Source organism: Cystobacter fuscus DSM 2262, assembly GCF_000335475.2.
Lineage (GTDB): Bacteria > Myxococcota > Myxococcia > Myxococcales > Myxococcaceae > Cystobacter > Cystobacter fuscus.
The window spans coordinates 36,558-60,934 of sequence record NZ_ANAH02000065.1 but is presented as its reverse complement, the minus strand read 5'-3'; the positions used below and the strand labels follow the sequence as shown (position 1 = coordinate 60,934).

The 24,377-nt window shown below is 67.4% G+C and carries 18 protein-coding genes; 9 read left to right on the top strand and 9 right to left on the bottom strand.

Translation table 11 applies throughout. From position 1 onward, the window contains the following. Nucleotides 1-22: 22 nt before the first annotated feature. Nucleotides 23-676 carry an isochorismatase family protein gene (locus D187_RS40085; protein WP_002626041.1) on the bottom strand — a complete coding sequence of 218 codons (654 nt, stop codon included), beginning with the start codon at nt 674-676 and terminating at the stop codon, nt 23-25. Between the two features lie 148 nt (nt 677-824). On the opposite strand from D187_RS40085, the gene D187_RS40080 reads away from it, so the two are divergent. Continuing rightward, nucleotides 825-1,718 (top strand): LysR family transcriptional regulator, encoded by an 894-nt coding sequence (locus D187_RS40080; protein WP_002626040.1) that lies wholly within the window; start codon nt 825-827, stop codon nt 1,716-1,718. A 120-nt stretch (nt 1,719-1,838) separates the two neighbouring features. Here D187_RS40080 and D187_RS40075 read toward each other — a convergent pair whose 3' ends face one another. The 3 genes from D187_RS40075 to D187_RS40065 all read right to left on the bottom strand — a co-directional run bounded on the left by D187_RS40075 (nt 1,839) and on the right by D187_RS40065 (nt 4,422). Beyond that, nucleotides 1,839-3,134, bottom strand: a complete 1,296-nt coding sequence (locus tag D187_RS40075) for a carboxypeptidase-like regulatory domain-containing protein (protein ID WP_043434054.1) — start codon at nt 3,132-3,134, stop codon at nt 1,839-1,841. Between the two features lie 172 nt (nt 3,135-3,306). Beyond that, the gene (locus tag D187_RS40070) at nt 3,307-3,810 is read right to left on the bottom strand and encodes a hypothetical protein (protein WP_155893937.1); all 504 of its coding nucleotides are present in this window, start codon (nt 3,808-3,810) and stop codon (nt 3,307-3,309) included. A 102-nt stretch (nt 3,811-3,912) separates the two neighbouring features. Then, nucleotides 3,913-4,422 carry a hypothetical protein gene (locus tag D187_RS40065; RefSeq protein ID WP_002626037.1) on the bottom strand — a complete coding sequence of 170 codons (510 nt, stop codon included), beginning with the start codon at nt 4,420-4,422 and terminating at the stop codon, nt 3,913-3,915. Between the two features lie 127 nt (nt 4,423-4,549). Here D187_RS40065 and D187_RS40060 point away from each other — a divergent pair, with 127 nt between their 5' ends. Further along, on the top strand, nt 4,550-7,486 hold the full coding sequence (locus D187_RS40060) for a carbohydrate binding domain-containing protein (protein WP_002626036.1): 2,937 nt from the start codon (nt 4,550-4,552) through the stop codon (nt 7,484-7,486). Between the two features lie 85 nt (nt 7,487-7,571). Here the strand turns inward: D187_RS40060 and D187_RS40055 are convergent, their stop codons facing one another. The 3 genes from D187_RS40055 to dacB all read right to left on the bottom strand — a co-directional run bounded on the left by D187_RS40055 (nt 7,572) and on the right by dacB (nt 12,446). Beyond that, nucleotides 7,572-8,432 carry an NAD-dependent epimerase/dehydratase family protein gene (locus D187_RS40055; RefSeq protein WP_002626035.1) on the bottom strand — a complete coding sequence of 287 codons (861 nt, stop codon included), beginning with the start codon at nt 8,430-8,432 and terminating at the stop codon, nt 7,572-7,574. Nucleotides 8,433-8,627: 195 nt separating this feature from the next. After that, entirely contained in the window at nt 8,628-10,466 is a 1,839-nt protein-coding gene (locus D187_RS40050; protein ID WP_002626034.1) for an ATP-binding protein, read from the bottom strand. 477 nt (nt 10,467-10,943) lie between these two features. Next, the gene (gene dacB / locus D187_RS40045; RefSeq protein ID WP_002626027.1) at nt 10,944-12,446 is read right to left on the bottom strand and encodes a D-alanyl-D-alanine carboxypeptidase/D-alanyl-D-alanine endopeptidase; all 1,503 of its coding nucleotides are present in this window, start codon (nt 12,444-12,446) and stop codon (nt 10,944-10,946) included. 112 nt (nt 12,447-12,558) lie between these two features. Between dacB and D187_RS40040 the strand changes: the two genes are divergently transcribed. From D187_RS40040 to D187_RS40030, 3 genes are all read left to right on the top strand, one after another. Then, the gene (locus tag D187_RS40040; RefSeq protein ID WP_002626025.1) at nt 12,559-13,944 is read left to right on the top strand and encodes an aldehyde dehydrogenase family protein; all 1,386 of its coding nucleotides are present in this window, start codon (nt 12,559-12,561) and stop codon (nt 13,942-13,944) included. A 108-nt stretch (nt 13,945-14,052) separates the two neighbouring features. After that, the gene (locus D187_RS40035; protein ID WP_155893936.1) at nt 14,053-14,616 is read left to right on the top strand and encodes a hypothetical protein; all 564 of its coding nucleotides are present in this window, start codon (nt 14,053-14,055) and stop codon (nt 14,614-14,616) included. Further along, on the top strand, nt 14,613-14,969 hold the full coding sequence (locus tag D187_RS40030; RefSeq protein WP_155893935.1) for a hypothetical protein: 357 nt from the start codon (nt 14,613-14,615) through the stop codon (nt 14,967-14,969). Before D187_RS40035 ends, D187_RS40030 begins: the two co-directional genes overlap by 4 nt. A gap of 244 nt (nt 14,970-15,213) precedes the next feature. Here the strand turns inward: D187_RS40030 and D187_RS40025 are convergent, their stop codons facing one another. Continuing rightward, the gene (locus tag D187_RS40025) at nt 15,214-16,116 is read right to left on the bottom strand and encodes an AraC family transcriptional regulator (RefSeq protein WP_002626020.1); all 903 of its coding nucleotides are present in this window, start codon (nt 16,114-16,116) and stop codon (nt 15,214-15,216) included. 121 nt (nt 16,117-16,237) lie between these two features. Between D187_RS40025 and D187_RS40020 the strand changes: the two genes are divergently transcribed. From D187_RS40020 to D187_RS40005, 4 genes are all read left to right on the top strand, one after another. Continuing rightward, complete coding sequence (locus tag D187_RS40020; RefSeq protein WP_281171829.1) at nt 16,238-17,080, top strand: SDR family NAD(P)-dependent oxidoreductase; 843 nt, start codon at nt 16,238-16,240, stop codon at nt 17,078-17,080. A gap of 216 nt (nt 17,081-17,296) precedes the next feature. Further along, nucleotides 17,297-17,848, top strand: a complete 552-nt coding sequence (locus tag D187_RS40015) for an RNA polymerase sigma factor (RefSeq protein ID WP_002626018.1) — start codon at nt 17,297-17,299, stop codon at nt 17,846-17,848. Continuing rightward, the gene (locus D187_RS40010; protein ID WP_002626017.1) at nt 17,848-20,775 is read left to right on the top strand and encodes a CHAT domain-containing protein; all 2,928 of its coding nucleotides are present in this window, start codon (nt 17,848-17,850) and stop codon (nt 20,773-20,775) included. Before D187_RS40015 ends, D187_RS40010 begins: the two co-directional genes overlap by 1 nt. A 357-nt stretch (nt 20,776-21,132) precedes the next feature. Next, on the top strand, nt 21,133-23,247 hold the full coding sequence (locus tag D187_RS40005) for a LamG domain-containing protein (RefSeq protein ID WP_043434038.1): 2,115 nt from the start codon (nt 21,133-21,135) through the stop codon (nt 23,245-23,247). A gap of 161 nt (nt 23,248-23,408) precedes the next feature. On the opposite strand, the gene D187_RS40000 is transcribed toward D187_RS40005, so the two are convergent. Then, nucleotides 23,409-24,305: an alpha/beta fold hydrolase gene (locus D187_RS40000; RefSeq protein WP_043434035.1), complete on the bottom strand. Its 897-nt coding sequence runs from the start codon at nt 24,303-24,305 to the stop codon at nt 23,409-23,411. Between the last annotated feature and the right edge of the window lie 72 nt (nt 24,306-24,377).

Below are 24,377 nucleotides of genomic sequence, written 5' to 3'. Positions count from 1 at the left end.
AGCCGTCACACCCCCGCCCAGGTCATCGTGCTTTGCCGGGCACGGGCGTGTTGAGCAACTGCTGCTCCCACAGGAACGCAATGCCGAGGCCAGCCGCATGGTTCTTGAGCAGGTCGACGAATTCAGCCACGTGCGCCGTCCGCGCGTGATCGCGCTGCCATTCGGACACGAGTGCCAGCCACGTCATCATGTTGGCGCCGGCCGCGATCATGCGTTGGATGGCCACCTGATGCGCCTCCACCGAAAAGGCGCCACACGCATCGGTGATCACCGTCACATCCCAGCCCTCGCCGAGGGCCTGGATCACCGGCATGGCGACACAGATCTCCGTATACAGGCCCGCGATGATCAGCTGCTTGCGCCCCGTGGCCTTGACCGCGTCCACGACCTTCCGGTCCTCCCAGGTGTTGATGAACGTCCGGTCGATCACCTCCTGGCCCGGGAAGACATCGGTGATCTGCGGGAAGAGGAGGCCGCCTCGATCGGCGATCACGCTCGTCAGAATGGTCGGGACGCCATAGGCCTTGGCGGCCTTCGCCAAGGCCGTTGCATGGTTGACCACCATGTGCGGATCGTGGCTGTTCACGTTCGCGAGCTGGAACGGCTGGTGGTCGATCAAGACGAGGACCGAGTCCTCGGGACGAAGAAGCGAAGAGAGGCCGTTGCGGAAAGTCATCGGAGCATCCTTGTGCCGTTGTGGCGAAGTGGGTGATTGAGTGGTGCGCCAGCGACAACGCCGCTGGGAGACTCAATGTGGCGTTCTGGCGCTCGACGCGGTAGTACGATTCCGTGGCGAGCTGTGTCGCGGAAAGTGGAACGCTGAGTTGGACGTCGAAGATCTGCGAACGTTTGTGGAGGTGGCTGATGCCGGCGGGGTCTCGCCCGCGGCACTGCGGCTCGGCGTGTCCAAGTCGATCGTCAGCCGTCGGCTCGTCCGTCTCGAAGGGGAACTCGGCGTCCAGCTGCTGACCCGATCAACCCGGGGGGCTGCGCTCACGGAGGCCGGGGCCACGTTCCGTGACCACGCCGCCAGGGTGTGCGCCGAGATCGACGCGGCAAGGGAGACGATCCTTCCCGCCGGTGACCTTCGCGGACGCCTTCGTGTGGCCGCGCCACTGTCTTTCGGCCTGACTCATTTCGCTCCCGTGCTCGCGGAAATGGCGCGACGCCACCCCCAGCTTCACATCCAGACCAGCTACAGCGATCGCTTCGTCGATCTCATCGCCGAAGGGTACGACTGCGCGATACGGGTGGGATACATCCAGGACTCCAACCTGATCGCACGACGCATCGCCACGATCCACGGGAAGCTCGTCGCGAGCCCGGCCTATGTCCAGGCGCACGGGTCGCCCGAGACCCCGCAGGAACTGCTCGCTCACCCGTGCCTGATGCAGGGCACCGAGACCTGGCAGTTCATGGACGGCGACGAGGTCATCACGGTTCGTCCGCAGGGACGCTTCAAGGCCGACAACGGCGTGGCGCTGCTCGCGGCTGCGACAGCGGGCGTCGGGATCGCGCTCCTGCCCGACTGGCTCACCGACGAACACGTGGCCTCCGGAGCCCTCGTGCCCGTCATGACGCGGCATCCACCACCCGCGGCGGGTGCGTACGTGGTTCGACCGCCGGGTCAGCATCCCGCACGGAAGATCCGGGTGCTGACCGAACTCCTGATCGAGCATTGCGACCTGTCCATGCGCTCCGCGGGATTCGCCCCTTAGGAGCACGACCGCCCTTGCATGTCGTCAGGCGTGCCGGGCGACGGCCGGCGTGTAATCATCCCCGGGGGGACGCGGCGTGCGCCCGATTCGCGCACGCCGCCGGGTGCCACGCGAGCCGCCTTACGGATGCGCCTCGATGTAGATGTGCGAACTGCACGTGTGATCGCCGACGGCCACGTCGGCGAAGTCGATCGGGTTGCCGGCCGAGTCCTTCGGATAACCCGGACCGGAGGCGGGCGCGCCCGAGTTGTACGAGATGGTGTTACCCGTAACCGTGTACGGCCCCGGGGTCGCGCTCAGGGTCAGGTTGTCGGCGCAATCATCCGCCGGGAACTCCACCTTCAACTGAAGGGGGGCATTCGAGGGGAGGTTGTATTGCGCGATGTACGTCGCGCTGGAGCGCACGGTCCCGGTGCTCGTCCACAGCACGTTGCCCGAGGACGTCTGCGAGAGGTGCAGGGTGAGCCCAGGCTCGGGGGTCGTGCCCAGCGGGTTGTAGCAAGACAGGGGGATGTTGACGAACTCGATGATGGAGCAGGACGGGTTGACCTTCTCGATGTCGGTGTTCCAGGTGCCCAGGCCATCCAGGGGATCGATGATGCCGCCCTGGCGTACGCCCGTGAGCCGGAACGTCGTGGCCGTGGTGGAGAACTGGGGGCTCGCGCTCTGCTCGATCCACAGACCCGTGGACGGGTTGAAGCGCCACATCACGGTCCGGCAGCTCCCGTTGAGCACGCAGGCCGGCATGGTGCCGCCGAGGGCGGCGGGCACGGGCAGGCGCACGTTCATCGTGGCCCCGGCGGCCAACACGAGCGTGGTGCCCTGGCTGTCCACGGCCGACAGCGTCACCGCGCCCACGGTCTCGAGCGCCACCGTCTGGCCGAGCGCGTTGCGCGCGGTGAAGTCACCGGGCATGGTGTCCGGGCCGTGCGGAACGATGGAGAACAGCACGCCGCCCACGGGCAGGCCGCCCGTCGCGGTGCGCAGGGTGTTCGCGAGCACATCCACGCGGATGCCGGAGACCCGGTCCTGGATGACGGTGTTGGCCGTGGGGCTGATCTGCTGCGTGTAGGCCTTGCGGAGCACGTACACCTGGCTGAGCTGGCCTGACATCTGGAGCTTGTTCACCGGGCCGTAGCCGTCCTTGCGGATGTCGAGCACGTACCCCGTTGGCGACTCCGTCACCGAGAGGGAGTACGCCCCCGTGCCGTTGGTGAAGCGGCTGATGCCATTCACCGTCACGCGGGCATTGACGACGGGCTGGTTGTTGGCATCCAGGACCCTGCCCGAGAAGACCGCCGACAGCGCGGCGGAGCTGGCCTGGAACTCCTCGGCGGAAGAAGGGGCGGTAGCGTCCTCGCCACAAGCGAGGCCGAACAGGACTGGGAACAGCAGAAGCGCAGAGCGTCTCATCATCGCGTTCTCCGGGGGTGGACGCGGCGGGAGTTGCACGGTGCGTACCAGCACGAGCGGAGCCGTCCTCGCGGCCTTCCCGGAGAGCGAGGCCACACCGCGGCTCCCCGTGTTGTCGACGACGGAGCAACAAGGAGGGCACGCGGGTGTGGCCTGCGGAGCCATGGAGGATGGCTCAGCGGACGAACACGGGCGCGAACAGCTCGACGGAGTACGGCACCGCCACCTCGCCGCTGGTGCGGACGCGCACGAGGAACCGGCCCCCGTACTCGGCGCGAAGCAGGTACACCTCGCCCGGTTGCCGCTGGACGATGTCGCCAGGTGCGCCCAGCGGGATCGGGTTTCCCTCGGAGTCGAGGAGTTCCACCTCCAAGGGCCCCAGCGAAGCATCCCAGCGCACCCGCGCGCCGGACGGGTTGCAGCAGTCCGCATGGGCGTGGATCCAGTCCACGTCCCCGGGGCAGGCCACCCGCCCCTCCTGCCTCGCGGGCCCATGGTTGAAAATATGGGAGATGGGAGCGGCGGCCAGCCCTTGTTCCAGCGTGTCGTCATCCTCCCGCGCATCATCGGTACACGTGGGCGCGTTCCCACTCCGGGGGGCGGACACCGCCCCGGTTGAACCACAGGCCCCTGCCCCTCCCAACGAGAGCAGCATCAGCCCAAGACATGGCCACCGCATGGATTCCTCCTCCGTGACGCAGGGGGTGATGTTGAACCTGAGGGCTGTATGTGATTGCGCGTTGACGCGTGCACCGGCTCCGCTCCCCTGTGCGTCCGCTCCCTAGGGGAGGTAGAAGGGCGCGAACACCTCGACGGAGTATGGCACCGCCACCGCGGCAGGGGTACGGACGCGCACGAGGAACGAGCCCCCGTACCTGGCACGAAGCAGGTACACCTCGCCCGGTTGGCGCTGGACGATGTCATCGGGCGCGTCCAGCGAGATCGGGGCGCCCGCGGCATCGAGGAGTTCCACCTCCAAGGGCCCCTGCGCGGCATCCCAGCTCACCCGCGCGCCGGACGCACTGCAGCAGTCCGCACGGGCGTGAATCCAATCCTCATCTCCGGGGCACGCCACCCTTCCAGGGAGACTCAAGGGCCCACGGTTGAAGACATGGCCAATGGGACCGGCGGCCAGCCCTTGTTCCAGCGTGTCGTCGTTCTCCTTCGCATCATCGACACAATCGGGCGCGTTCCCACCCTGGGGCTCGTCCCCACTCCGGGGCTCGTCGTACACCCCACAGGCCCCCACTCCCAACGAGACCAACACCAGTCCAAGACACGACAATCGCATGGGGTCCTCATCCGTGACGCATCAAGACATCCGGGACGACTCGAGCATCTCGATTTCCAAGAAACCCAGAAAAGACTATACAAGCGCCCGCTGTCTTAACCCTACCACCTGGAAAGGTCGCGAGTCCATGAATGTCCGCTGGAAAGGAAGTGCCCTGCTGGCACTGATGCTGACAGGTCCGTCCGCGTTCGCTGGCACGGTAACCGTCTATTATTACACCCCCTACAAGGCGTGGAGCGCGCCCTATATCCACCACGACGCCAGCGGGAGCTGGACGACCTCGCCGGGCACGGCCTTGAGCCCGGCCTGCACGAACTGGGTGATGAAGGTGCTCACCACGGGGACGGCGAGCACCTTCCAGGCCGTCTTCACCGATGGGCAGAACCACTGGGACAACCCCAACAACCAGTCCGGTGCCAATTACAACCTCCCGACCAGCGGCACCCACCAGGTCAAGAATGGCCAGCTCCTGGCCAACGCGGGCTCGCCCTGCACCACCTCCACCACCAACCAGGCCGAGGTGTATTACTTCACCGGCACGCGCGGCTGGAGCACCGTCAACATCCATTACGCGCCGACCGGTGGCACCTGGACCCCGTCGCCCGGTGTGGCGATGAACGAGACCGCCTGCGCCAACTGGGTGAAGAAGACCGTGACCCTGGGCTCCGCCACGAGCATGAAGGCGGCGTTCAACAACGGCACCACCTGGGACAACAACGGCGGCGCGGACTACTCCCTGGGCACGGGGCGGATCACCGTCAAGGATGGCGTGGTCACAACCAACGCCGCCTCCCCCTGCGTGACGCTCCCCCCCGACACGAGCGCGCCGTCCATTCCCTCGGGGCTCACCGCCTCGGCCTCTGGCACCCAAATCACGCTGTCATGGAACGCCTCGAGCGATGATCGCGGCGTGACGGGCTACGAGCTGGTGCGCACCGGTGGCACCCAGGGCACGAAGACCTGGACCACCTCCTCCACCAGCTACAACGACACCGGCCTAAGCGCCCGCACCGCCTACCTCTACACGGTCAAGTCCTTCGACGCCGCGGGCAACAAGTCCGCCGCGAGCACCACGGCCTCGGCCACCACGGGCGACGCCCCGCCCCCCGCCGCCGCGGGACAGCCGCTGGGGGGAGACATCCGCGAGGACTCCATCTACTTCGTGCTCACCGCACGCTTCTACGACGGCGACTCCTCGAACAACCGCGGCGGCAGCATGCACACCCAGTCGGGCAACGCCGCCAACAACGATCCGATGTTCCGCGGCGACTTCAAGGGGCTCATCCAGAAGCTCGACTACATCAAAGCCCTGGGCTTCTCCGCCGTGTGGATCACCCCCGTGGTGCTCAACCGCTCCGACTATGACTATCACGGCTATCACGGCTGGGACTTCTACCGGGTCGACCCCCGCCTGGAGTCCTCCGGCGCGAGCTACCAGGATCTCATCAACGCCGCCCACACCAAGGGCATCAAGATCATCCAGGACGTGGTCTACAACCACTCCAGCCGCTGGGGAGCCAAGGGGTTGTTCTCGCCCAAGGTCTACGGCGTGCGCGACAGCCAGTGGAGCTGGTACTACGACGCGCCCGTGTCTGGCTTCACCTATGACGGTCTGACGGTGGAGCCCACCTCCGGCAAGTCCTATTACAATGGGGACCTGTGGTCGACGGCCGAGCCCGCGGGCAACACCTGCCGCAACTGGGGCGTCGCCACGGGCGGCTACAGCAAGGAGGGCTACCGCCTCTACAACTGCCAGTGGCCCAATCCCACCTCCGGCATGTTCCCGGCGCAGTACTTCCACCAGTGCTGGATTGGCAACTGGGAGGGCGAGGACTCGCGCAGCTGCTGGATCCACGAGGACCTGGCGGACTTCAACACGGAGAGCACGCCCGTGCAGAACTTCCTCATCGACGTGTACAACAAGTACATCGACATGGGCGTGGATGGCTTCCGCATCGACACCGCGGTCCACATCCCCCGCGTCACCTGGAACCGGCGCCTCCTGCCGGCCGCCCAGCAGCACGCCCAGGCGAAGTTCGGCACCAAGGGCAAGGACTTCTTCATGTTCGGCGAGGTCGGCTCGTTCGTGAATGACAAGTGGAACCGCGGCTCGCCCAACCACTCCGCGCAGTTCTTCACCTGGAAGGAGCGCCGGACGTACAGCACCGATGACACCGCCGCCGCGCTCGAGCAGTACAACTACGAGCAGGCCCAGGGCACGGCCTCGCAGCCCACGTCCACCAATGCCTTCCTCCAGGGCAATGTCTACCATGCGCCGGATCACAGCCAGTTCTCCGGCATGAGCGTGATCGACATGCGCATGCACATGAACTTCGGCGAGGCCAGCAACGCCTTCTTCAATGGCAAGGACTCGGACGACAGCTACAACGACGCCACCTACAACGTCGTGTATGTCGACTCCCACGACTACGGCCCGAACAAGTCCAGCACCCGCTACGCCGGAGGCACCGACGCCTGGGCGGAGAACATGAGCCTCATGTGGACCTTCCGCGGCATCCCGACGCTGTATTACGGCTCGGAGATCGAGTTCCAGGCCGGCAAGCAAATCGACTGCGGCCCCACGTGCGCCCTGGCCACCACCGGCCGCGCCTATTATGGCGACAACCTCGAGGGCAGCGTCTCGGCCTCGGACTTCGGCGTGGTGGGCAGCGCCTCGGGCAAGGTCGCCGAGACGCTCGCCAGGCCGTTGGCGAAGCACCTGCAACGCCTCAATCAGATCCGCCGGCGCATCCCCGCGCTCCAGAAGGGCCAGTACTCCACGGACGGCGTCGTGGGCGGCATGGCCTTCAAGCGACGCTTCACGGACTCGGCCAAGGGCGTGGACAGCTTCGCGCTGGTGACGGTCTCCGGCGGCGCCACCTTCAATGGCATCCCCAACGGCACCTACAAGGACGCCGTCACCGGGGACGTGAAGACGGTGACGAGCGGCACGTTGACCGCCAGCGTCTCCGGCAAGGGCAACCTGCGGGTGTACGTGCTCGACCTCGCGGGCAACCCGGCGCCGGGCAAGGTGGGCGTGGACGGCCCCTACCTGAAGCCCTGAGAGGCCCGCCTCGGCCAGGGAAGAAACGGGCGGCGCGCGCTCGGCCTTGCCGTGGCGCGCCCGCATCTCGTGAGGAGGTCGGCGTTCACTCGTCCCGCAGGAGCTCGAGTGCGTTGAATCGGGGATGGAAGCCCAGCTCGGCTTCGGCCCGCTCGATGACGTAGACTCGGTCCAGGCGCGAGGGGAGAGGGATGCCTTGCTGGAGGAGCAGTCCGGCCTCCGTGGGGGCCCGGCGGCGGATGACGGCCGACGCGTCGTGCAGCAGCTCCGTCAGGTCCTCGCGCCGGAAGGGCGATCGGGCGGAGATGTTGTACAGCCCGAAGGGCACCGGGGATTCGAGCGCCAACCGGTGGGCCCACGCGCAGTCGCGCACGTCCAGCCCCCGGTGGAGCCGGTGGATGGCCATCAGCTCCCTCGGCTGCGGATAGAAGCGCGCGGTGCGCAGGGTGATGACGGGCAGCCCCGTCTCCTCGTGGACGAGCCAGCAGAGCTGCTCCGCGGCCAGCTTGGTGACGTCGTAGATGTCTCGCGGCCCGGGCGCGAGCTCCTCCGTCACCCAGATGGCGGCATCCGCTCGGGGCTCCATCGCGCGCCCGTAGACCGAGGTCGTGCTCGTGTACACGAAGCGCTGGCAACGGTGCTTCGCCGCCGCCTCGAGCAGATGGAGCGCTCCCTGCACGTTCACGTCGACGAAGCGCGACTTCGGCAGCACTTCCCGGTGTGGGGCGTGCAGCGAGGCCACGTGGATGACCGCGTCCACCCGCGCGACCTGGGCGAAGACGAGCGCACGGTCATCCACGCTCCCGATGACCTGCGTGAAGGGTCCAGGTGCGGTGTCCAGGCCCGTCACCTGGTACTCGCCGGAGAGTTGCCGACAGATCTCCCCGCCGAGCCGTCCCGAGCTGCCGGTGACGAGAACCCTCCTGATGCTCCCCACGTGGCTCATCCGCCTCTCCAGGACCTCGCCTCGGGACCCGCTTCGCTCAAGCATAAGAAGAATGCAGGGGCGGCCAGGAGTTCAGCGCGGAGGCAGCTTCACCATCGCCTCCGCGAAGCGCTCGAACACCTGGCCCGCCGTGTAGGCCGGCTGCTCGTCGAAGTGGCTCCTCCCCTCCTCCACTCCACCCCAGCTCGGGGGTGGTCAGCGCTCCTGCCGCAGGAGAAAGAGGATGTACTGAATGACGCCATCTCGCACACCCGGGGGCATGGTCTCGATCACCAGCCCCCGCGCCAACCCACTGGTGAAGGACGTGCCGGACAGCAGCCGTGCCCGCTCCAGTTCCTTCCAGGGCATGGCGAGCTGTTCGAGCGACAAGTCGAGGATGCGGGAGGCGTGCCTGGGCCGGAAGGCGGTGCCGGCAATGGCGATGAGGCGGGCGAGCCTCAACGCATCTGGCGAGAGCCGTCTGAACTGCTGCTCGAGGATGAGCACCACTCGGAGCGGCGGAGGGAGATAGGTCAGGGCAAGCTTCGAGATGTGCCGGGTTTCCACGAGCGACTTGACGGTCTCGACGATGAAGAGCGGATTACCACCCGTATAGCTCGCCATGTCTTCCGCGAGGGACTCCAGTTCCGGAACGGCCAGGCTGGAAAGCAGGGGGGCCATCATGTCCGGCGGCAGTGGCTCCAGCAGGAGCTTCCTGGCGAATCCCGCTTCCACATAACGATGGAGCAGCTCCCCGAACGGGGGCGGCAGCTCGAACGTCCGGAAGCAGGTGATGATGCGTGGCCTCCTGGAAGACGCGTTCTGGTCCAACAGATCCTGCGCGCGGAGATACAGCTCGAAGCTGGCTGGGTCACAATGGTGTGCATCGTCGAGGACCATCGCGTCCATCTCATGGCCGAGCAGCGAGAGGAGCTGGGCGAAAGCTTCGGAGAGACGCAGCTTCTCCTCGGGACTGGAGGGAGGGGAGCGCACCTCGACGCCTCGCATCGGACTGAGCCGGGAGAGTTCCTGCAGGACCCTGCGTTCCAGGGCGTGAGCGGAGGTGACTTCCAGGAGCAGCTGGATCATCCGCGCACACGTGGCATAGGGGAAGGAAGGGTCGGACGGCCTTGCCGAGACCAGAAGCCAGGAGCCTTGGGCATTACAGAAGTCAGTGACCAACCGGGTCTTCCCGATACCAGCCTCACCAAAGATGTAGACGGGCTGGTTGCCGGCCCAGGACTCCTTCAGCAGGGCCCATTCCCGCTCGCGGCCGATCAGCTCTGGCGGCGAGAGAACGGAAAGAGACAGCTCGCTTACGTCTGTTTTGGGAGGTGCCCGTTCCGGGAAGGACGGCTGCTCGGCGCTCCGGGCGAGTTCCTGAGTCTGGAACGAGGGTTGGACACCCAGCTCCCGTTCGAGCAACTTCTTGCAAGCGTGATAGGCCTTCAACGCCGCGGAGCGGTCTCCTTGATGCAAGTGCAACCGCATGACCATCCGCCACGCGGACTCGGAGGTGGGCTCCAGATTGAGCAGACGCCGGGCCGCGTCCATGGCCGTGCCGAACTGTCCCTCCTTCTCCAATTGAAGGGCCTGCTCTTCAGCGGCACGAAACCTCATGTCGCGGAAGTAGCCACGCTGATGACGCAGCCACTCGTTCAGCTCGGAGCAATCCTCGAAAGAGAAACCCGCGAGCAGCTCTCCAGTGAAGCTCGAGAGCCGCGAGTATTCTCCGGTCAGGACGACCTTGCGCAGCGCGACGGCATCGACCAGCAAGCCGTCGCACAGCCATACGGGGTCATCGCCTTCAATGCCGTGGTCTCCGAGCTTCTCTCTCAAGCGGTGCAGGAGCTGGCGCAGGTTGCCACGGGCCTTTCTTTCGGAGGTCCCCGGCCAGAGAAGGCCCGCGAGCCGGCGCCGCTGCGTGGCCCCTTCGAGCGCGAGATAGGTCACCAGCGCGGCCGCCTTGCGCTCCAGCTGCCGGGGCGGCTCTTCCGAAAGGAGCACCCGCGCTCGTCCCAGCAACTCGACCTGGATGGCGGCCCCATTCCGCATCGTCCCCTCCTTCACGATGAGTATGGATTCTTTGCACCCAAGAGGGTTTATCGCAAGGTGCTTGTGCGCCCCATGAAGTGCGGAGAACGGATGGGCTGTCACGCTGGACGCACACTTCGGCACACGGCACGGGCTGGGCTGTCACGCCGCAGTAACGCCCTTCTTATGACTTCGCACCTGTCATGTTGAAAATGAATTTTCCAAACCAACCTCAAACCCACGAACGCCCGAAACCAACGCCTATCATTCTCCTGTAAGAGAAGATCAAGCTTCGAAGACGTGGATGGACAAATGGATTTCCTTCGAGGACAGATTCGTCTCCAATGGAGCGCTTCTGTTCTTGCCGCTCATGCGGATCTTCGAATACATGGTGCTCGGAAAGCCGAGCGGGTCCATTCAAGCCATCAGGACTGGGCACATCTCGTTTGCGCATAGCCGGACGAGTGGGTTTCGCGCCCTTGAGCTGCCCCATCGTCTTCAGCGCGGGGGCAGCTTCACCATCGCCTCGGCGAAGCGCTCGAACACCTGGCCCGCCGTGTAGGCCGGCTGCTCGTCGAGGTTGCTCAGCAGGAGCGCGAAGACGACGCGGGGGTGCTCGGCGTCGTGAGGGCGCTCGGCGAGCCCCACATAGGCCTTCTGCCCCGAGAGCGTCCCCGTCTTGGCGCGGATGAGGCCCCGAAGCTCCGGCGGGAAGGCACTGTTCGCGAGCGTGCCATCCACGCCGGCGATGGGCAGGCTGTCCACCAGCGCGCTCGCGGACGGCTCCTGGAGGCTGGTGGCGAGCACCCCCACCATCCCCCGCGCGGTGGCCAGGTTGTAGCGGGACAGGCCACTGCCATCCACGGACCGCAACAGCCGCGGGGGGATGCCCCGGCGCGCGAGCTCCTTCTCCATCGCCTCGCGCAGCGCGGCATAGCTCTCGTTGCCCGTGCGCTCGCGGGCGAAGCGCAAGGCGAGCCGCTCGGCGTAGAGGTTGAGGGATTCCTTGTTCGTCACCTTCACCAACTCGGCGAGGGAGGGACTGACGAAGTCCAGCAGCGGCTCTCGCCGCAGGAGCGCGGGGGGAACGGCCTGCGCCTGGGCCTCCGGCACGCGCCAGATGCCCCGCGCGCGCAGGGCCTCTTCCAGACAGGCGGTGAACAGCGCCTGGGGCTCGTCCACGGACACGCGCAGGGACGCCTGGCGCGGGCACTGTCCTCCCGGCGCGCGCCAGACGCAGCGCGTGCGTCCCGTCCCGCGCTCGCGCACGCACCCCACCCCGGCCCGCTGGGCGCTCGGGTCGGTGTACACCACGGTCGAGGACGCATCGATGGGCGGGGTGTAGCGCACCTCCAGGGGCCGCCGCAGGGGCGAGGCACAGTCCTGGCCCTCGGGGCGCGTGAGGGTGAGGTCCACCACGTTCTCCCGGAAGACGAAGGCGGTGGGGGCCGCGCTGTAGGCCGAGGCCGCGTCGTCCCAGGCCCAGCCCGGACCATAGAGATCGTACGGCCCCGAATTGGCCTGGCTCACCTGGAGCGCCCCGTGCCACTGCCGGATGCCCCGGGCCAGCAGCGCATCGGCGAGCCGCTCACAGGCCAGGGCCGTCTCGGGAAATCGCCACGAGCCCAGGGAGGGATCTCCGGACGCCTCCACCACGAGGTCTCCGAGGAAGAGGTTGCCGAGCTGCGCGCCTTCCAACCATACGGGCGTGTGGAAGCGGTAGTCCGGGCCGAACGCGGACAGGGCCGCCGAGGTGGACACCACCTTCATGGTGGACGCGGGGAGCGAGCGGGCGTTCTCGCGCCGGGCGTAGAGCGGCAGGCCCGTGGCCGCATCCACCACGAGGACGCCCACACCGGTGCCCTCGCGCTCCACGGACTCGAAGAGCGCGTCCGCCACGGCGCTCAGCGTCGGCGCGGAAGGACGGAGGGGGGGCGAGGAGACACAGGCAGGTAGCGCGAGGACGGCGAGCAGGAGGCTCGCGAACGGGGGACGGCGCATGGCAGCACCGTACGTCCCGGCCCTCCGGCCGTCCAGGAGCGAACGCACGAAGGGCGCCGCGCTGGACATCCCCCGGGACGAGACGTGTCCCAAGGCACTACCCTTGTCGGCCATGACCACCCTGACTGTCGACAATCCCTACACGGGCGACGTCGCCTGCACCGTTCCGCTCGCGGACGAGGCCACCGTGAACACCGTACTCGAGCAGGCCCGAGCCGCCGCCCGGGCAGCGCGTGCCACCTCGCTCGCCCAGCGCAAGGACTGGTGCGAGCGCATGGTCGCCGCCATGGAGGCGAAGGCGGAGGCCATCGCCACGGACATCTCCCGGATGATGGGCAAGCCGCTCGCCCAGGCGCGCGGAGAGATTCGCGGCATGGCCGAGCGGGCCCGGTACATGATCTCCATCGCGGACACGGCCCTGGCGGATGTGGTGCTGCCGCCCAAGGCGGGCTTCGAGCGCCGAATCGTCAAGGAGCCGCTGGGCGTGGTGGTGGATCTGCCCGCGTGGAACTACCCGCTGCTCACCGCGGTGAACGTGGTGGTGCCGGCGGTGCTGGCGGGCAACGCGGTGGTGGTGAAGCACTCGCCGCGCTCGCCCCTGTGTGGGGAGCACTTCGCCCGGGCCTTCGTCGAGGCGGGAGCGCCCCCGCACCTCGTCCAGGCGATGCATTGCGATCACCCCACCAGCGAGCGCGTGGTGGGCGACGCGCGGGTGGACCACGTGGTGTTCACCGGCTCGGTGTACGGCGGCCAGCGGCTCACGTTGGCGGGCTCCGCGCGCTTCCGGCACATGGGGCTGGAGCTGGGCGGGAATGATCCCGCGTACGTGGCACCGGACTGTGACTTCGACAAGACGGTGGAGAACGTGGTGGACGGCGCCATCTACAACGCGGGCCAGAGCTGCTGCGCGGTGGAGCGCGTCTACGTGCACCGCTCGCTCTACAAGCGCTTCACCGAGGCGTGCGAGGCGCTGGTGCGCGGGTACGTGCTCGGCGATCCGATGAGTGACAAGACGACGCTGGGCCCCATCGCGCAGCCCAACCACCCGCTGGAGCTGGAGCAGCTCGTGGAGGACGCCCGCGGCAAGGGGGCCCGGGTGGTGGTGGGCGGCAAGCGGACCCAGGTGGAGGGCAAGGGCCGCTTCTTCGAGGCCACGCTCCTCACGGACCTGGACGACTCGATGCAGTTGATGCGGCAGGAGTCCTTTGGGCCGCTGCTGCCCATCGCGCCGGTGGACTCGGACGAGGAAGCGCTCGCGCGGATGAACAAGTCGGACCTCGGCCTGACGGCGAGCGTCTGGACGAAGGATCGGGAGCGTGCCGCGCGCTTCGCCACCCAGCTCGAGTTCGGCACCGTCTACATGAACCGGTGCGACTCGGTGGATCCGGCACTGCCATGGATTGGCGTGAAGAACTCGGGCCGTGGACACAGCCTGAGCGCGCTGGGCTTCGATCAGCTCACCCGGCCCAAGTCCATCCACTTCCGGTTGTCGTTCTAGTACCACCCGGCGGGGACAGGAATCGACCCCACCGTGGTAGTACCGGACACGGTGCGTTGTCCGTCCGGGAGCAGGTGCTTTCGGACGGACAACATCTCGGGGGGATCAATGAACATCCGCGTGCTCTTTCTAACGCTTGTCTTGACGACAGCGGTTCAGGCATCGCCCACGAATGGAGCAGCGGGATGGGTCTCCCAGGCCATTCTCCAGATGCCGGACACGCTCCGGACTCGGATGTTGGCCGCCATAGCACGAGGGGACTTCGCCGAGGCCATCAGCTTCTGGGAGTTACAGACAGGAAGGACCGCCCCGCAGTGGCTGCTGGCCCTTCAGTCCGCGTTCAGCACGACCAATCAAAAAACAGGTCCATGCATCCAGGTTGCTCGAAGTGTTTTCGAGGGATTCAAACAACTGGGAAGAAAGCCCTCATACGTCGAATTCACCACGTCAGGCACTCATCGAGGAGCCAACCTCATCGGCTTCGATCTTCCCGTGGGTGCTCGCTCGAAAACCATTCAAATCTCGGAGAACGCGGTCCATTACGCGGTACAGATCGAGAACCGCTTGTATGACGCCATGACGGGACCCGCTGGCCTGCCCCTCGCTGAGTACATGGCTCGGTTGCAATCGCCTGGAACCCTTTCGATGAAGATCGTGAGCCAACTTCCATGAGTCCTGCTCTGCGTGCGGGCAGTGTGTTCGAGCACATGCGCCACATCTGCGAACGCCCTGGGATGTTCGCGCCTGACTTCACGCTCGATCATCTCTTCATCTACCTGGTGGGCTACGATGACGCCCTGGGAGATGCGGGCCTCGTGAGCCCTCAAGCGCGCTTCAACGAGTGGATCTACAAACAGCATCCAACCTGGCGCCATCTGCCAGAGTGGTGGGCCAAGCAAATCCTCCATGCGAATGGCGGAGACCTGGAGAAGACGCTCACCGACATCCTCCGCTTGTTGGATCAGTTCCTGGCAACGGATGGGGCCGAGTTCGTCCGTTTCCCGGTCCGAAGCACTCCCGACTGAGGGGCGAACAGACGTTCCCCGCCCGCGGCTGTTCCCCATGCCCTCGGGGTCTCCTCCCGCGAAGCGGAAGAGATCCATCGGCGAGCCCAGGGGCCACCTGCCCTCGAAATGGGGACGTGGCCACCGACAACGCTGTCACGCCCGGGGTTCCCGGGGGAAGAGCGGGACTCGGGCCTTCACCTGTGTGAGGGGAGACGGCGTTCGGGGGTATTCGCACGGCGCCCCCTCGTCTCGCCAGGCCTTTTCACGCCCTGGCGCGCGGCTTCTGGAGTGCCTTCAGGGTATCGCGCTTGGGCGGCGTCCCGAACATGCGCGCGTATTCCCGGCTGAACTGAGATGCGCTTTCATAGCCCACCTGAAGAGCGGCCTGCGTCACGTTCTCGCCCTCCGCCACCATCAGACGCCGTGCCTCCAGCAGCCGCAACTGTTTCTGATATTGAAGCGGGGTCATGGACATCAGCCCCCTGAAGTGTTGATGAAAGGAGGACTCGCTCATCCGCGCGGCCGCGGCCAGCTCCTTGATGCGAATGGGACGCGAGAAATTCCGCCTCAGGATGTAGATCGCGTCGGCGATACGCTGCATGTGACCATTCGGGAGCGCGAGCTTGCGGAACTCGCCACCATGGGGACCCGTCAGCAACCAGAAGTAGATTTCCCGCATGACAGAGGGCTGAAGGATGGGGATCGCCACGGGCGTCGCGAGCATGCGCACCAGCCGCGTGAGACAATCCACGAGGGGAGCGGAGAGATCCTCCACGAAAACCGCGGAGCCGGCATCACCTCCTGGCTGGGGCGGAACACCGAGCTGCTCCATGACCTCCCTCATGACACCGACATCGAATTCGACGGTCATGCCCAGATAGGGCTCGGTGGCACTCGCCCGGGTCACCCTTCCGAACGCCGGAAGTTCCACGCCGACGACAAGGGCTTGCATCCCTGTGTAGTCGAACACGCTATCGCCCAGCGATACCTGTTTCGAGCCTTGCACGGCGATGCAGAGCGCCGGCTTGTAGATCAAATGATGAGGCAGGACTTCTCGGCTCGTCCTCATCACGGCGAGACCGTCTATCGGCGTGGAGAACACACCATCACCACCGCCGCTCGCGTCAATGAACTGCACCAGGGCGGTCTTCAGGGCCGACGGCATGCAGGGTCTCCGCGCACGAGCCGCTCGGCCCGCGAACCTTCCTTCCAGCCAACTGTACCGCGGCCTCCAGGCACCACCCACCACTTTTGGAGGATCAGGCAAGAAATTCGAGGGTTCGAGCATGAAGGCCCAAGTGGCCTTTCGCATGATTGCACTCACCCAACACGCCTGGGAGTGGCCCAGGCCGAAGGAGATGCAAATGAACCCAACAGGAAAAGTGGCACTCGTCACCGGTGCCAGCCGCGGTCTCGGACGCAACACGGCCATCAGCCTGGCCAGGCGCGGCACCGATGTGATTGTGACCTATCACTCGAATCGCGCTGAAGCCGACAACCTCGTAGTGGCCATCGAAGCGCTCGGACGAAAGGCCGTCGCCCTGCGGCTCGACGTCGGCGACATCGCCTCCTTCGATGGTTTCGCCAAGCAGGTGCAAGAAGCGCTACGGAGCGTGTGGGCAAGAGACCGTTTCGACCATCTCGTCAACAACGCGGGGGCACACCACCCGGCCCCGTTCGACCAGATCACCGAAGAGGACTTCGATCGGCTCTGCAACCTCCACTTCAAGGGCGTGCTCTTCCTGACGCAGAAGCTGCTACCGCTGATCGCCGAGGGCGGAAGGATCGTGAATCTCTCCACCGGGCTCACCCGCTTCGTCAGCGCGGGCAGTGCGGCCTATGCCTCGATGAAGGGGGCCGTCGAGATCCTCACGCGCTACATGGCGAAGGAACTGGCCCCGCGCGGCATCACCGTCAACGTGGTCGCGCCCGGCGCCACCGAGACTGACTTCTTCGGAGGTGCGGTGCGCGACAATCCCGCCCTCAACCGGGAGGTGGCCGCGAACACCGCGCTCGGCCGGACCGGCGTTCCCGATGATATCGGTCCGATGATCGCCTCGCTGCTTTCCGATGCGAACCGGTGGGTGACCGCCCAGCGCATCGAGGTTTCTGGAGGCCTGCACCTCTAGGAACTTCCTCCGCTCGGACCTCATCGCCTGGCGGGGCGCGGCACGTCGGGAGAGGAAGGTCCGAGGCCCTCTCTCCCTCCCGAGGGGAGAGCGCCACCTTCACCATCGAGCGCCCCCTGGAGGCATGATTCCTCCCCAGGCAACCGTCCGGGTTTGAACGCTCTGGCACTTCGAGGGTAAGAGGCTCCCCGCTCTCCGTCCCCTTCGTGAGTGCTAATGACCCTGCCGTCAGATGCCGATGAGGTGGTTGCCCAGCGGCTACATGAGCTCCTCGCCCGGCAACGGCGCTGGCTGCTCGCCCAGGCTCGCGCCCTCTGCCGCAATCCCGCCGATGCCGAGGATCTCACCCAGGAGACGATCGTTCGCTTCCTGGCGGCCTTCGGCCAGGTCTCCCAGCTACCCGACGAGCATGTCTGTGCCAGCTGGCTCGTCACCACCCTGACGAACTGCTTCTACGATCAGCTCCGCAGACAGCGCACCCGGGAGCGGAGCGTCGAGGAGCTGGCCCGGCAGGCGCTCCCGGCCGCTCCCGAGCCGCCCCCGCGCCCCCTCCACGAGCGCGTCTCCGACGAGCAGTTCAGCTCGGCCGTCCAGGCCTTGAGCCCGGTGGCGCGCACCACCTTCGAAATGCATGCCCGAGGCCGGAAGTACAAGGAGATCGCCCAGGAACTCGGCATCCAGGAGGGCACCGTGGCCAAGCGGCTCCACGACGCCCGCTCGAAACTGCGCAAGCTGCTCGAACCCCTCATCCAAGTGGGAGACAACTGATGTCCGCGCACTGTGAACGACTCGAGCGCTTCGCGGATGGCGAGCTGGCTCCCGACGAGGCGGAGGCCTTCCGCGAGCACCTGCTGGAGTGTGCCCGGTGCCAGGCCGGGCTGGGAGACCTCTTGCAGCTCAAGATGATGGCCTCGCGCCATGTCGAGCGGCTGCCGGCTCCCCTCCCCGCGCCGCCCCGCCGCGCCTTCCCCCGCTGGGGCATGGCGGCCCTCGTGGGGGTGGCTTGTGCCGCGCTCCTCGCCCTCGTCCTCGTGCGGCCCGGAGCCTCGCGGACGGATCCCTGGTTGATGCGTGAGCCGGAGCGCCGGCTCGAGATGCGCCTGGCCCTCGCGGACGCCGAGCCCCACCGGCCCCTGGCGGCCCGGAGGATGGGGCAGGAGCCCTCGCGAGGCGCGAGGCTTCCGCTCGAGACGCTCGCGGAGCTCGAACGGAACGACGACGGCGCGGGGCTGGCGGCCGCCCTGCTCGCGAGGAACGACAAGAGTCTGGTGGCGCAGGCCCTGGAGTACCTCGCGCCCCTGCCGGGTACACCTCGGAACGAGACGCTCCGGGCCACGGCCCTGCTCCTCGAGGGCTCTCCCGAGGAGGCGCTCCGGCACCTGGAGCGCGCGCTCGACCAGGAGCCCACACTCCCCCCGGCGCTCTGGAACAAGGCCCTGGCCCTGAGGGAGCTGGATCTCCTGGAGCCCTCGGCCCGCCTCTTCCTCGACATCGCCCAGCGGGGAGAGCCCGGGTGGGCGCAGGAGGCACGCCAGCGCGCCGAGACACTTCGCGCCGCCGAGCAGGCCCGCATCCAGCGGTGGAAGAGCGTCGTGAGCGCGGGGCGGGCGCTCGCCGCGAATGGCACTCCACCTTCCGCGGAGCTCCTCGCCGAGCGCGCCCCCAACTTCCGGCTGTACTTCTATGACGCCGTTCGGACCCGCACCTCGCCCGAGCAGGTCCAGGCACTCCTTCCCCTGGCGCGGCAGCTCGATCAGCAGGCCGGAGGAGACGTGTTGGCCCGCTATGTCGAGCGCATCGCCGCGAGTGACTTCGCGCGCCGGGCCCCCCTGGCCCAGGCCTATGGCCAGCTTCGCCAGGGCACCCTTCCGCCCGAGCAGGTCCAGGCGCTCATCGCGCGGTTGCTGAGCTCCCCCGAGGGAGATCTGCTCATGGGCGCGCTCGTCTACGCCAAGGCCGTGGGCCGCCACCTCGAGGACTTCGAGGCGCGGGCCGAGGCCAGCCAGGATCCCTGGTTCCGGCTGCTCGCCGCCCAGGAGCGCGCGGCGGCCCAGGTGGCGAGAGGCCAGGAGGAGGAGGCCCGGCAGACGCTCCTGGGCGCCCGCTCGCTCTGCGCCACCACCCCCATCGAGTACCGCTGTCAGTTCATCGAGATGGAGCTCGCCGGAATCGAATCCAAGCAGCTGCGGCTGGACGAGGCGGAGGTGGCCGCGGAGCAGGCCTGGCGGCGTGCCCGCGCGACGAACAGCCGGGACAAGGAGGAGCTCGCGCTCGGCCACCTCGCGCAGCTCGCGCGGTTGCGCGACGATGGGCCGCTCGCACGTGCCTGGTTCGCGGAGCTTCTCATGCGACGCGAGGGGGACAAGGAGTACGAGCGCTTCGCCCACCAGAGTCTGGCGAACCTCGCGCTGAGCGAGCTGCGCTTCGACCTGGCGCGCGTGGAGCTCGATCGGGCGATGGCCACGGAACTCCCCCTGACGTTCGTCGGAACGCTGGCGCTCGCGGACATCTCGCGGCAGCGCCCCACCCCCGGGGACGAGGCCGCCCTGCTCCGGGCGCTCGCGGAGGCGCCCGCCAGCACCACGCGGGTCCAACGCCTGCTGCTGCGACATTCCCTGGGCCGGTTCACCATCGAGAGGGATCGCCAGAAGGGCCGCGCCCTGCTCGAGCAGCTCCTCCAGGAGCTGGAGTCCAGTGACGTCCTGACCCGGGACGAGGATGCCCAGAAGCTCCGGGCCTATACCTTCACGTCGCTCATCCTCGACGCGGGCAAGGCTGGCGACCATGGCGCGGCGCTGGAGCTGTTCGGCCGGGAGCAGGGCCACCCCCTGCCCGGGCGGTGCCTGGTCGCCGCGACCGAGGACAGCGAGCGGAGCCTGCTCATCGTCCGGGGCGCCGCGGGTCAGCTCCTGGGCTACCACGAAGGCGCGCGCCGGAGTCCGCTACCGGAGAACCTGAGCGGCTTCGTTCCCGGCGAGGCCCTCGCCGCGCTTCAGGGGTGTGAGAAGGTGGAGGCCTTCGCCCGGCCTCCCCTGATGGATCGACCGGGCCTGCTGCCCGCGGACGTGGCGTGGAGCTACAGGCTGCGAGCGGGGCCTCCCCCCGCCCCGCCGATGGGACGCGGCATCCACCTCGTGGTGAAGGACGTGGCGCTCTCCTCCGAGAGGGTGCGGACCCTGGGACAGCTCAACGCATGGAGCACGGCCTTTGGCCCGACCGAGGAGCAGCGGGTGCTGCTGGGCACGGAGGCGACACCGTCCCGGGTGCTCGCGGCCATGCGGGACGCGACGGACATCGATCTGGTGACCCACGGCCTCCTCACCGCCTCACGCTTCTCCTCCCTCGTGCTCGCCAAGGAGGGCATGAGTGACGAGCTGGGCGCGGGGCACATCCGGGAGCAGCACCTGGAGGGAGCGCCGCTGGTGGTGCTGGCCGCCTGCCGGGCCGCGCGCGGCGCCCACATCCTCCACGAGCCCTCGGGACTGCCCGCGGCCTTCATCCAGGCGGGAGCCCGGGCGGTGCTCGCCGCCACCGAGGAAATCCCGGATCTGGAGGCGGCCGCGTTCTTCAACGCCGTCCGGGAGCGGATCCGCCAGGGCAGCTCGCCGGCCTCGGCGCTGAGGGACGAGCGGCGCCAGTGGCTCGCCGAGGGCAAGGGTCAACGGTGGCTCGGGGGCGTGCTGCTCTACGAGTGAGCCCACGTAAGAATTCGCGGGGATGCCGTCCCATTGACGCGGCATCCCGCTTCACACGCAGGAGACACACATGGCAGACGTTCGTACTCCCACCCGGCCTTCCACTTCGAACTCCACGTCACAGGGCACGCCCACTGCCCGACGCCCCGCGAGCGAGAAAAAGAAAACCCCGAACGGCACTCCCGATGAGAACCAGGTCGGGGAGACGCCTCCCGTGAGGATCGAGGATCCCGGTCATCAAGACCCGACCTAGGGCTCGGGCGGGTGAAAAAAGGCGCACGTAAGAAATCGCGGGCACCACGTTCCCTCTGACGAAGCGCGAATGGTTCGCGCCATGAAGGGGGAGATGTTCGAACAATGCACCGCGATCTTCTGAGGGGAGTCTTGTTGTGGGGAGCGCTCGCCGCGGGCTGCAATGGTGTGCAGCCAGACACGACCGGGGAGAGCTTCCCCACGGAGGAGAGCCCCGAGCGGGCCTCGGAGACCCACCAGGGCCAGCGGGGACTGCTCGCCCTGCCCGCGCCGCTGGCGTATTGGAAGTTCGATGATGGCTGCGCCACGACGACCGTGACGGACGCGTCCGGCAACGGCGCACATGGCACGCGCTCCAACGGCGCGGGCTGCGACGAGGACGGGCGCATCCGCCGCGCCGGCTCGTTCGATCTCACGGATGACAAGGTGGAGGTGCCGGACCGTCCGGCCTTCCACCTCACCAACGCGTTGACGCTGGCCTCCTGGGTCAAGCCCGGTCAGACGCTCACGGGTGGGCGCGCCATCCTCAACAAGTGGTACGGCTACGACTCCTACAACCTCGGCATCTGGAATGGGGAGTACTCCTTCTCCATCGCCCTGCCGGGCGGCACCTGGGGCGTCACCCATGATGTGCGCGTGGCCGCGGTGCCCAACCAGTGGGCGCACGTGGCGGGCGTGTATGACGGCACCAGCCTGCGGCTCTACGTGAATGGCGTCCTGCGGGCCACCAAGGCCGTCTCCGGGACACTCCAGCAGTCCAACCGTCCCCTCGTCATCGGCAACAACCCGGCCAACTCCGGCTTCGGCGGGCTGATTGACGAGGTGCGCCTGTACAACGTGGCGCTGACGCAGGCCCAGGTGCAGCAGCTCGGCCAGGAGGTGTGGCCCAACACGCAGTCCGCCGCCAACTCGGATCCCTGGCTGGCGCAGAACCACGAGAAGGTGCGCATGTTGCGGCCCACGGTGCTCGCGCTCAACTTCGTCAACGCCAAGGACAACGCGGCGATGATGAGCCACCTGAATCAGATCAACAACGCCCTCACGGAGGGCTCGCGCTACCACGCCTACCGCGACGCATCGGCCGAGCCCATGCTGCAATACACCATCAAACCGGTGGACCTGCGCGACGCGAGCGTGCCCGCGGGCTACGCCTGGCGCAACAGCACGAAGTACCCGCGCGAGAACCCCGCGCAGGGCTACTGGAGCTTCGACTACGCGAAGCTCTTTTCCCAGGAGTTCGCCCAGTACTACGGCCTGCGCGCGGCCGACGGGCACCTGATGGATCTGTGCGAGGCCGTCAACGCGGGTGTGGTGCACGAGGTCTGGGTGTACGGCGACGCGGACGTGCCGGACGTGAGCGCCGCCGAGGTGCTGGAGCTCAAGCCCCGGTACGACGCGAACCGCAACCGCATCGCCGGCCAGCCGATGGACACCTGCGCGGGCAATGGCTGCTTCGATGACGAGGACGTGGCCGCGCTGCCCGCCCACTGCACGCGCTCCATCCGCATCGGCTGGGTGAACAACACCCGCGGCCCCGGCTGCTACTCGCACAGCATGGGCCATGGCATCGAGTCCACCGGCAACCGCGGCCTCATCCCCTACTTCACCCGGTACTTCAAGGAGTTCGCCGACTTCAACCTCGACACCCGCTACGGCCGCCCCTTCGAGAGCTGGTACTCCTGTCCCTACGACAACCCCAACGCCTGCCTCAACCACGCCGCGAGCACCTGCGCGCACCAGGAGCTGGTGGTGGGCGCCGCCCTGTCCAGCACGTGCAGCGCCACCGCGGCCAGCGTCTGCGCGTCGGCTCCGCAGTGCTGCACCACCGCCTGGGACAGCACCTGTGTGCAGAAGGCCCTGGAGGGGTCCGGCGGCCGGGTGAGCTACAACGTGGGCACGAGCCAGGGAACGATCCAGCCCTACGTGCCGGCCTGCCAGAGCATCCACCTGGCGCCCAACTCGCGCGGCCACTACGACGATCAGAGCCCCCAGGCGCAGGTGTCCACCTGCGAGAACTTCCGCATGCGCAACGGCCCCGGCGGCCAGGACAAGCGGGAGGTCTTCTCCACCTCCAAGTTCTCCGCCTACAACAGCATCGCCCCGGATTGCAGCGGGGGTTGGGTGATGTACTGGATGCAGAGCATGCCGGGCAACGGCAACCTGGCCAGGGATGACGCGGGCCAGCCGATGCTCTCGTGGTGGCCGTTCTCCTTCTACTGAGCCACCGCGGTGCCAGGGATTGAGCCCTGGCGCGAGACGCACACCCGAGGGGGGCCCGGTGGATGTGGACTCGGACAGGGTCTGCCCCTGCACCCGCTCCAGCAACAGCACGGGCCGCTCGCCGAGCCGCTCGCTCCTGCGCTCGCCTGACGAGCCCGGCGTCAGGCCTTCGCGCCCGTATGGGCGAGGAGCGCCCGGGAGATCTCCCCGAACAGCGGGCGGGGAAGATCATGGCCCATTGCCTCCAGCATGAGCAGCTTCGCTCCGGGGATGCGCTCCGCCACGGCGACCCCATGCGCGGCGGGGAACATCGGGTCATCCGTCCCGTGGATGACGAGCGTGGGCACGCGCAGGTGCTTCAGCGCCTCGGCGTGCGCTGGCGTGGGTGAGGGCACGAACCCGTGGTTCATCGAGGAAGCGGGGTTGCGCGCGCGGTTGAACATCCGCTCCACCGTGCGCCGACACTCCTGCTCATCGAAGGGGACCGCGCTGGCGGCCATCGTCCGAGCCATCTTCACCTGGAGCTCGATGATCTCCTCGCGGTTGCGAGGCGGGTGGCTGGCCGCCGCCAGTTGCACCGCGATCGCGCGGGGCGCGGGCGGTGGAAGCTCTCCTTCCGGAGTCTTCCCCTGGAAGGCCTGCTGGAAGCTCTCCATGATTCCGGGACGCAGCGGCGTGGACATCATCACCGTGAGGGAGCGCACGCGCTCCGGGTGGCGGATGCTCACGAGCTGGCAGATCATCCCGCCCAGTGAGGCGCCCACCAGGTGGGCCGCGGCGATGCCGTACGCATCGAGCACCCCCAGCGCGTCCCGGGCCAGGTCCTCCAACGTGTAGGGATTCTTCTGGAAGTCGAGGCAGGTCGACTGGCCGGTGTCCCGATGGTCGTAGCGGATGACGTAACGCCCCCCGGCGACGAGCAGCTCGATGAACTCCTCGGGCCAGAGAAGGCCCTGGGCCGAAGCGCCCATCACCAGCAGGATCGGCGGGTTGCCCGGCTCGCCGAAGCTCTCGGTCCACAATTCGATGCCATTGGACTTCACCATGCGTTCCGCCATGTCGCTGCCCCCTTGTATCTCGCGTAGCGTTTCAGTAGTTCACCGCCCGTGAGGACGAGGCCGTCTTAGCCC

What these genes read in the sequence shown, in the direction of transcription:
- D187_RS40020 (WP_281171829.1), top strand. Translation starts at nt 16,238, where the DNA reads ATGAAGGCCCAAGTGGCCTTTCGCATGATTGCACTCACCCAACACGCC.
- D187_RS40000 (WP_043434035.1), bottom strand. Translation starts at nt 24,305, where the DNA reads ATGGCGGAACGCATGGTGAAGTCCAATGGCATCGAATTGTGGACCGAG.
- D187_RS40065 (WP_002626037.1), bottom strand. Translation starts at nt 4,422, where the DNA reads ATGCGATTGTCGTGTCTTGGACTGGTGTTGGTCTCGTTGGGAGTGGGG.
- D187_RS40035 (WP_155893936.1), top strand. Translation starts at nt 14,053, where the DNA reads ATGAACATCCGCGTGCTCTTTCTAACGCTTGTCTTGACGACAGCGGTT.
- D187_RS40040 (WP_002626025.1), top strand. Translation starts at nt 12,559, where the DNA reads ATGACCACCCTGACTGTCGACAATCCCTACACGGGCGACGTCGCCTGC.
- D187_RS40085 (WP_002626041.1), bottom strand. Translation starts at nt 676, where the DNA reads ATGACTTTCCGCAACGGCCTCTCTTCGCTTCTTCGTCCCGAGGACTCG.
- D187_RS40075 (WP_043434054.1), bottom strand. Translation starts at nt 3,134, where the DNA reads ATGATGAGACGCTCTGCGCTTCTGCTGTTCCCAGTCCTGTTCGGCCTC.
- D187_RS40010 (WP_002626017.1), top strand. Translation starts at nt 17,848, where the DNA reads ATGTCCGCGCACTGTGAACGACTCGAGCGCTTCGCGGATGGCGAGCTG.
- D187_RS40025 (WP_002626020.1), bottom strand. Translation starts at nt 16,116, where the DNA reads ATGCCGTCGGCCCTGAAGACCGCCCTGGTGCAGTTCATTGACGCGAGC.
- D187_RS40015 (WP_002626018.1), top strand. Translation starts at nt 17,297, where the DNA reads ATGACCCTGCCGTCAGATGCCGATGAGGTGGTTGCCCAGCGGCTACAT.
- D187_RS40050 (WP_002626034.1), bottom strand. Translation starts at nt 10,466, where the DNA reads ATGCGGAATGGGGCCGCCATCCAGGTCGAGTTGCTGGGACGAGCGCGG.
- D187_RS40060 (WP_002626036.1), top strand. Translation starts at nt 4,550, where the DNA reads ATGAATGTCCGCTGGAAAGGAAGTGCCCTGCTGGCACTGATGCTGACA.
- D187_RS40070 (WP_155893937.1), bottom strand. Translation starts at nt 3,810, where the DNA reads ATGCGGTGGCCATGTCTTGGGCTGATGCTGCTCTCGTTGGGAGGGGCA.
- D187_RS40005 (WP_043434038.1), top strand. Translation starts at nt 21,133, where the DNA reads ATGCACCGCGATCTTCTGAGGGGAGTCTTGTTGTGGGGAGCGCTCGCC.
- dacB (WP_002626027.1), bottom strand. Translation starts at nt 12,446, where the DNA reads ATGCGCCGTCCCCCGTTCGCGAGCCTCCTGCTCGCCGTCCTCGCGCTA.
- D187_RS40055 (WP_002626035.1), bottom strand. Translation starts at nt 8,432, where the DNA reads ATGAGCCACGTGGGGAGCATCAGGAGGGTTCTCGTCACCGGCAGCTCG.
- D187_RS40030 (WP_155893935.1), top strand. Translation starts at nt 14,613, where the DNA reads ATGAGTCCTGCTCTGCGTGCGGGCAGTGTGTTCGAGCACATGCGCCAC.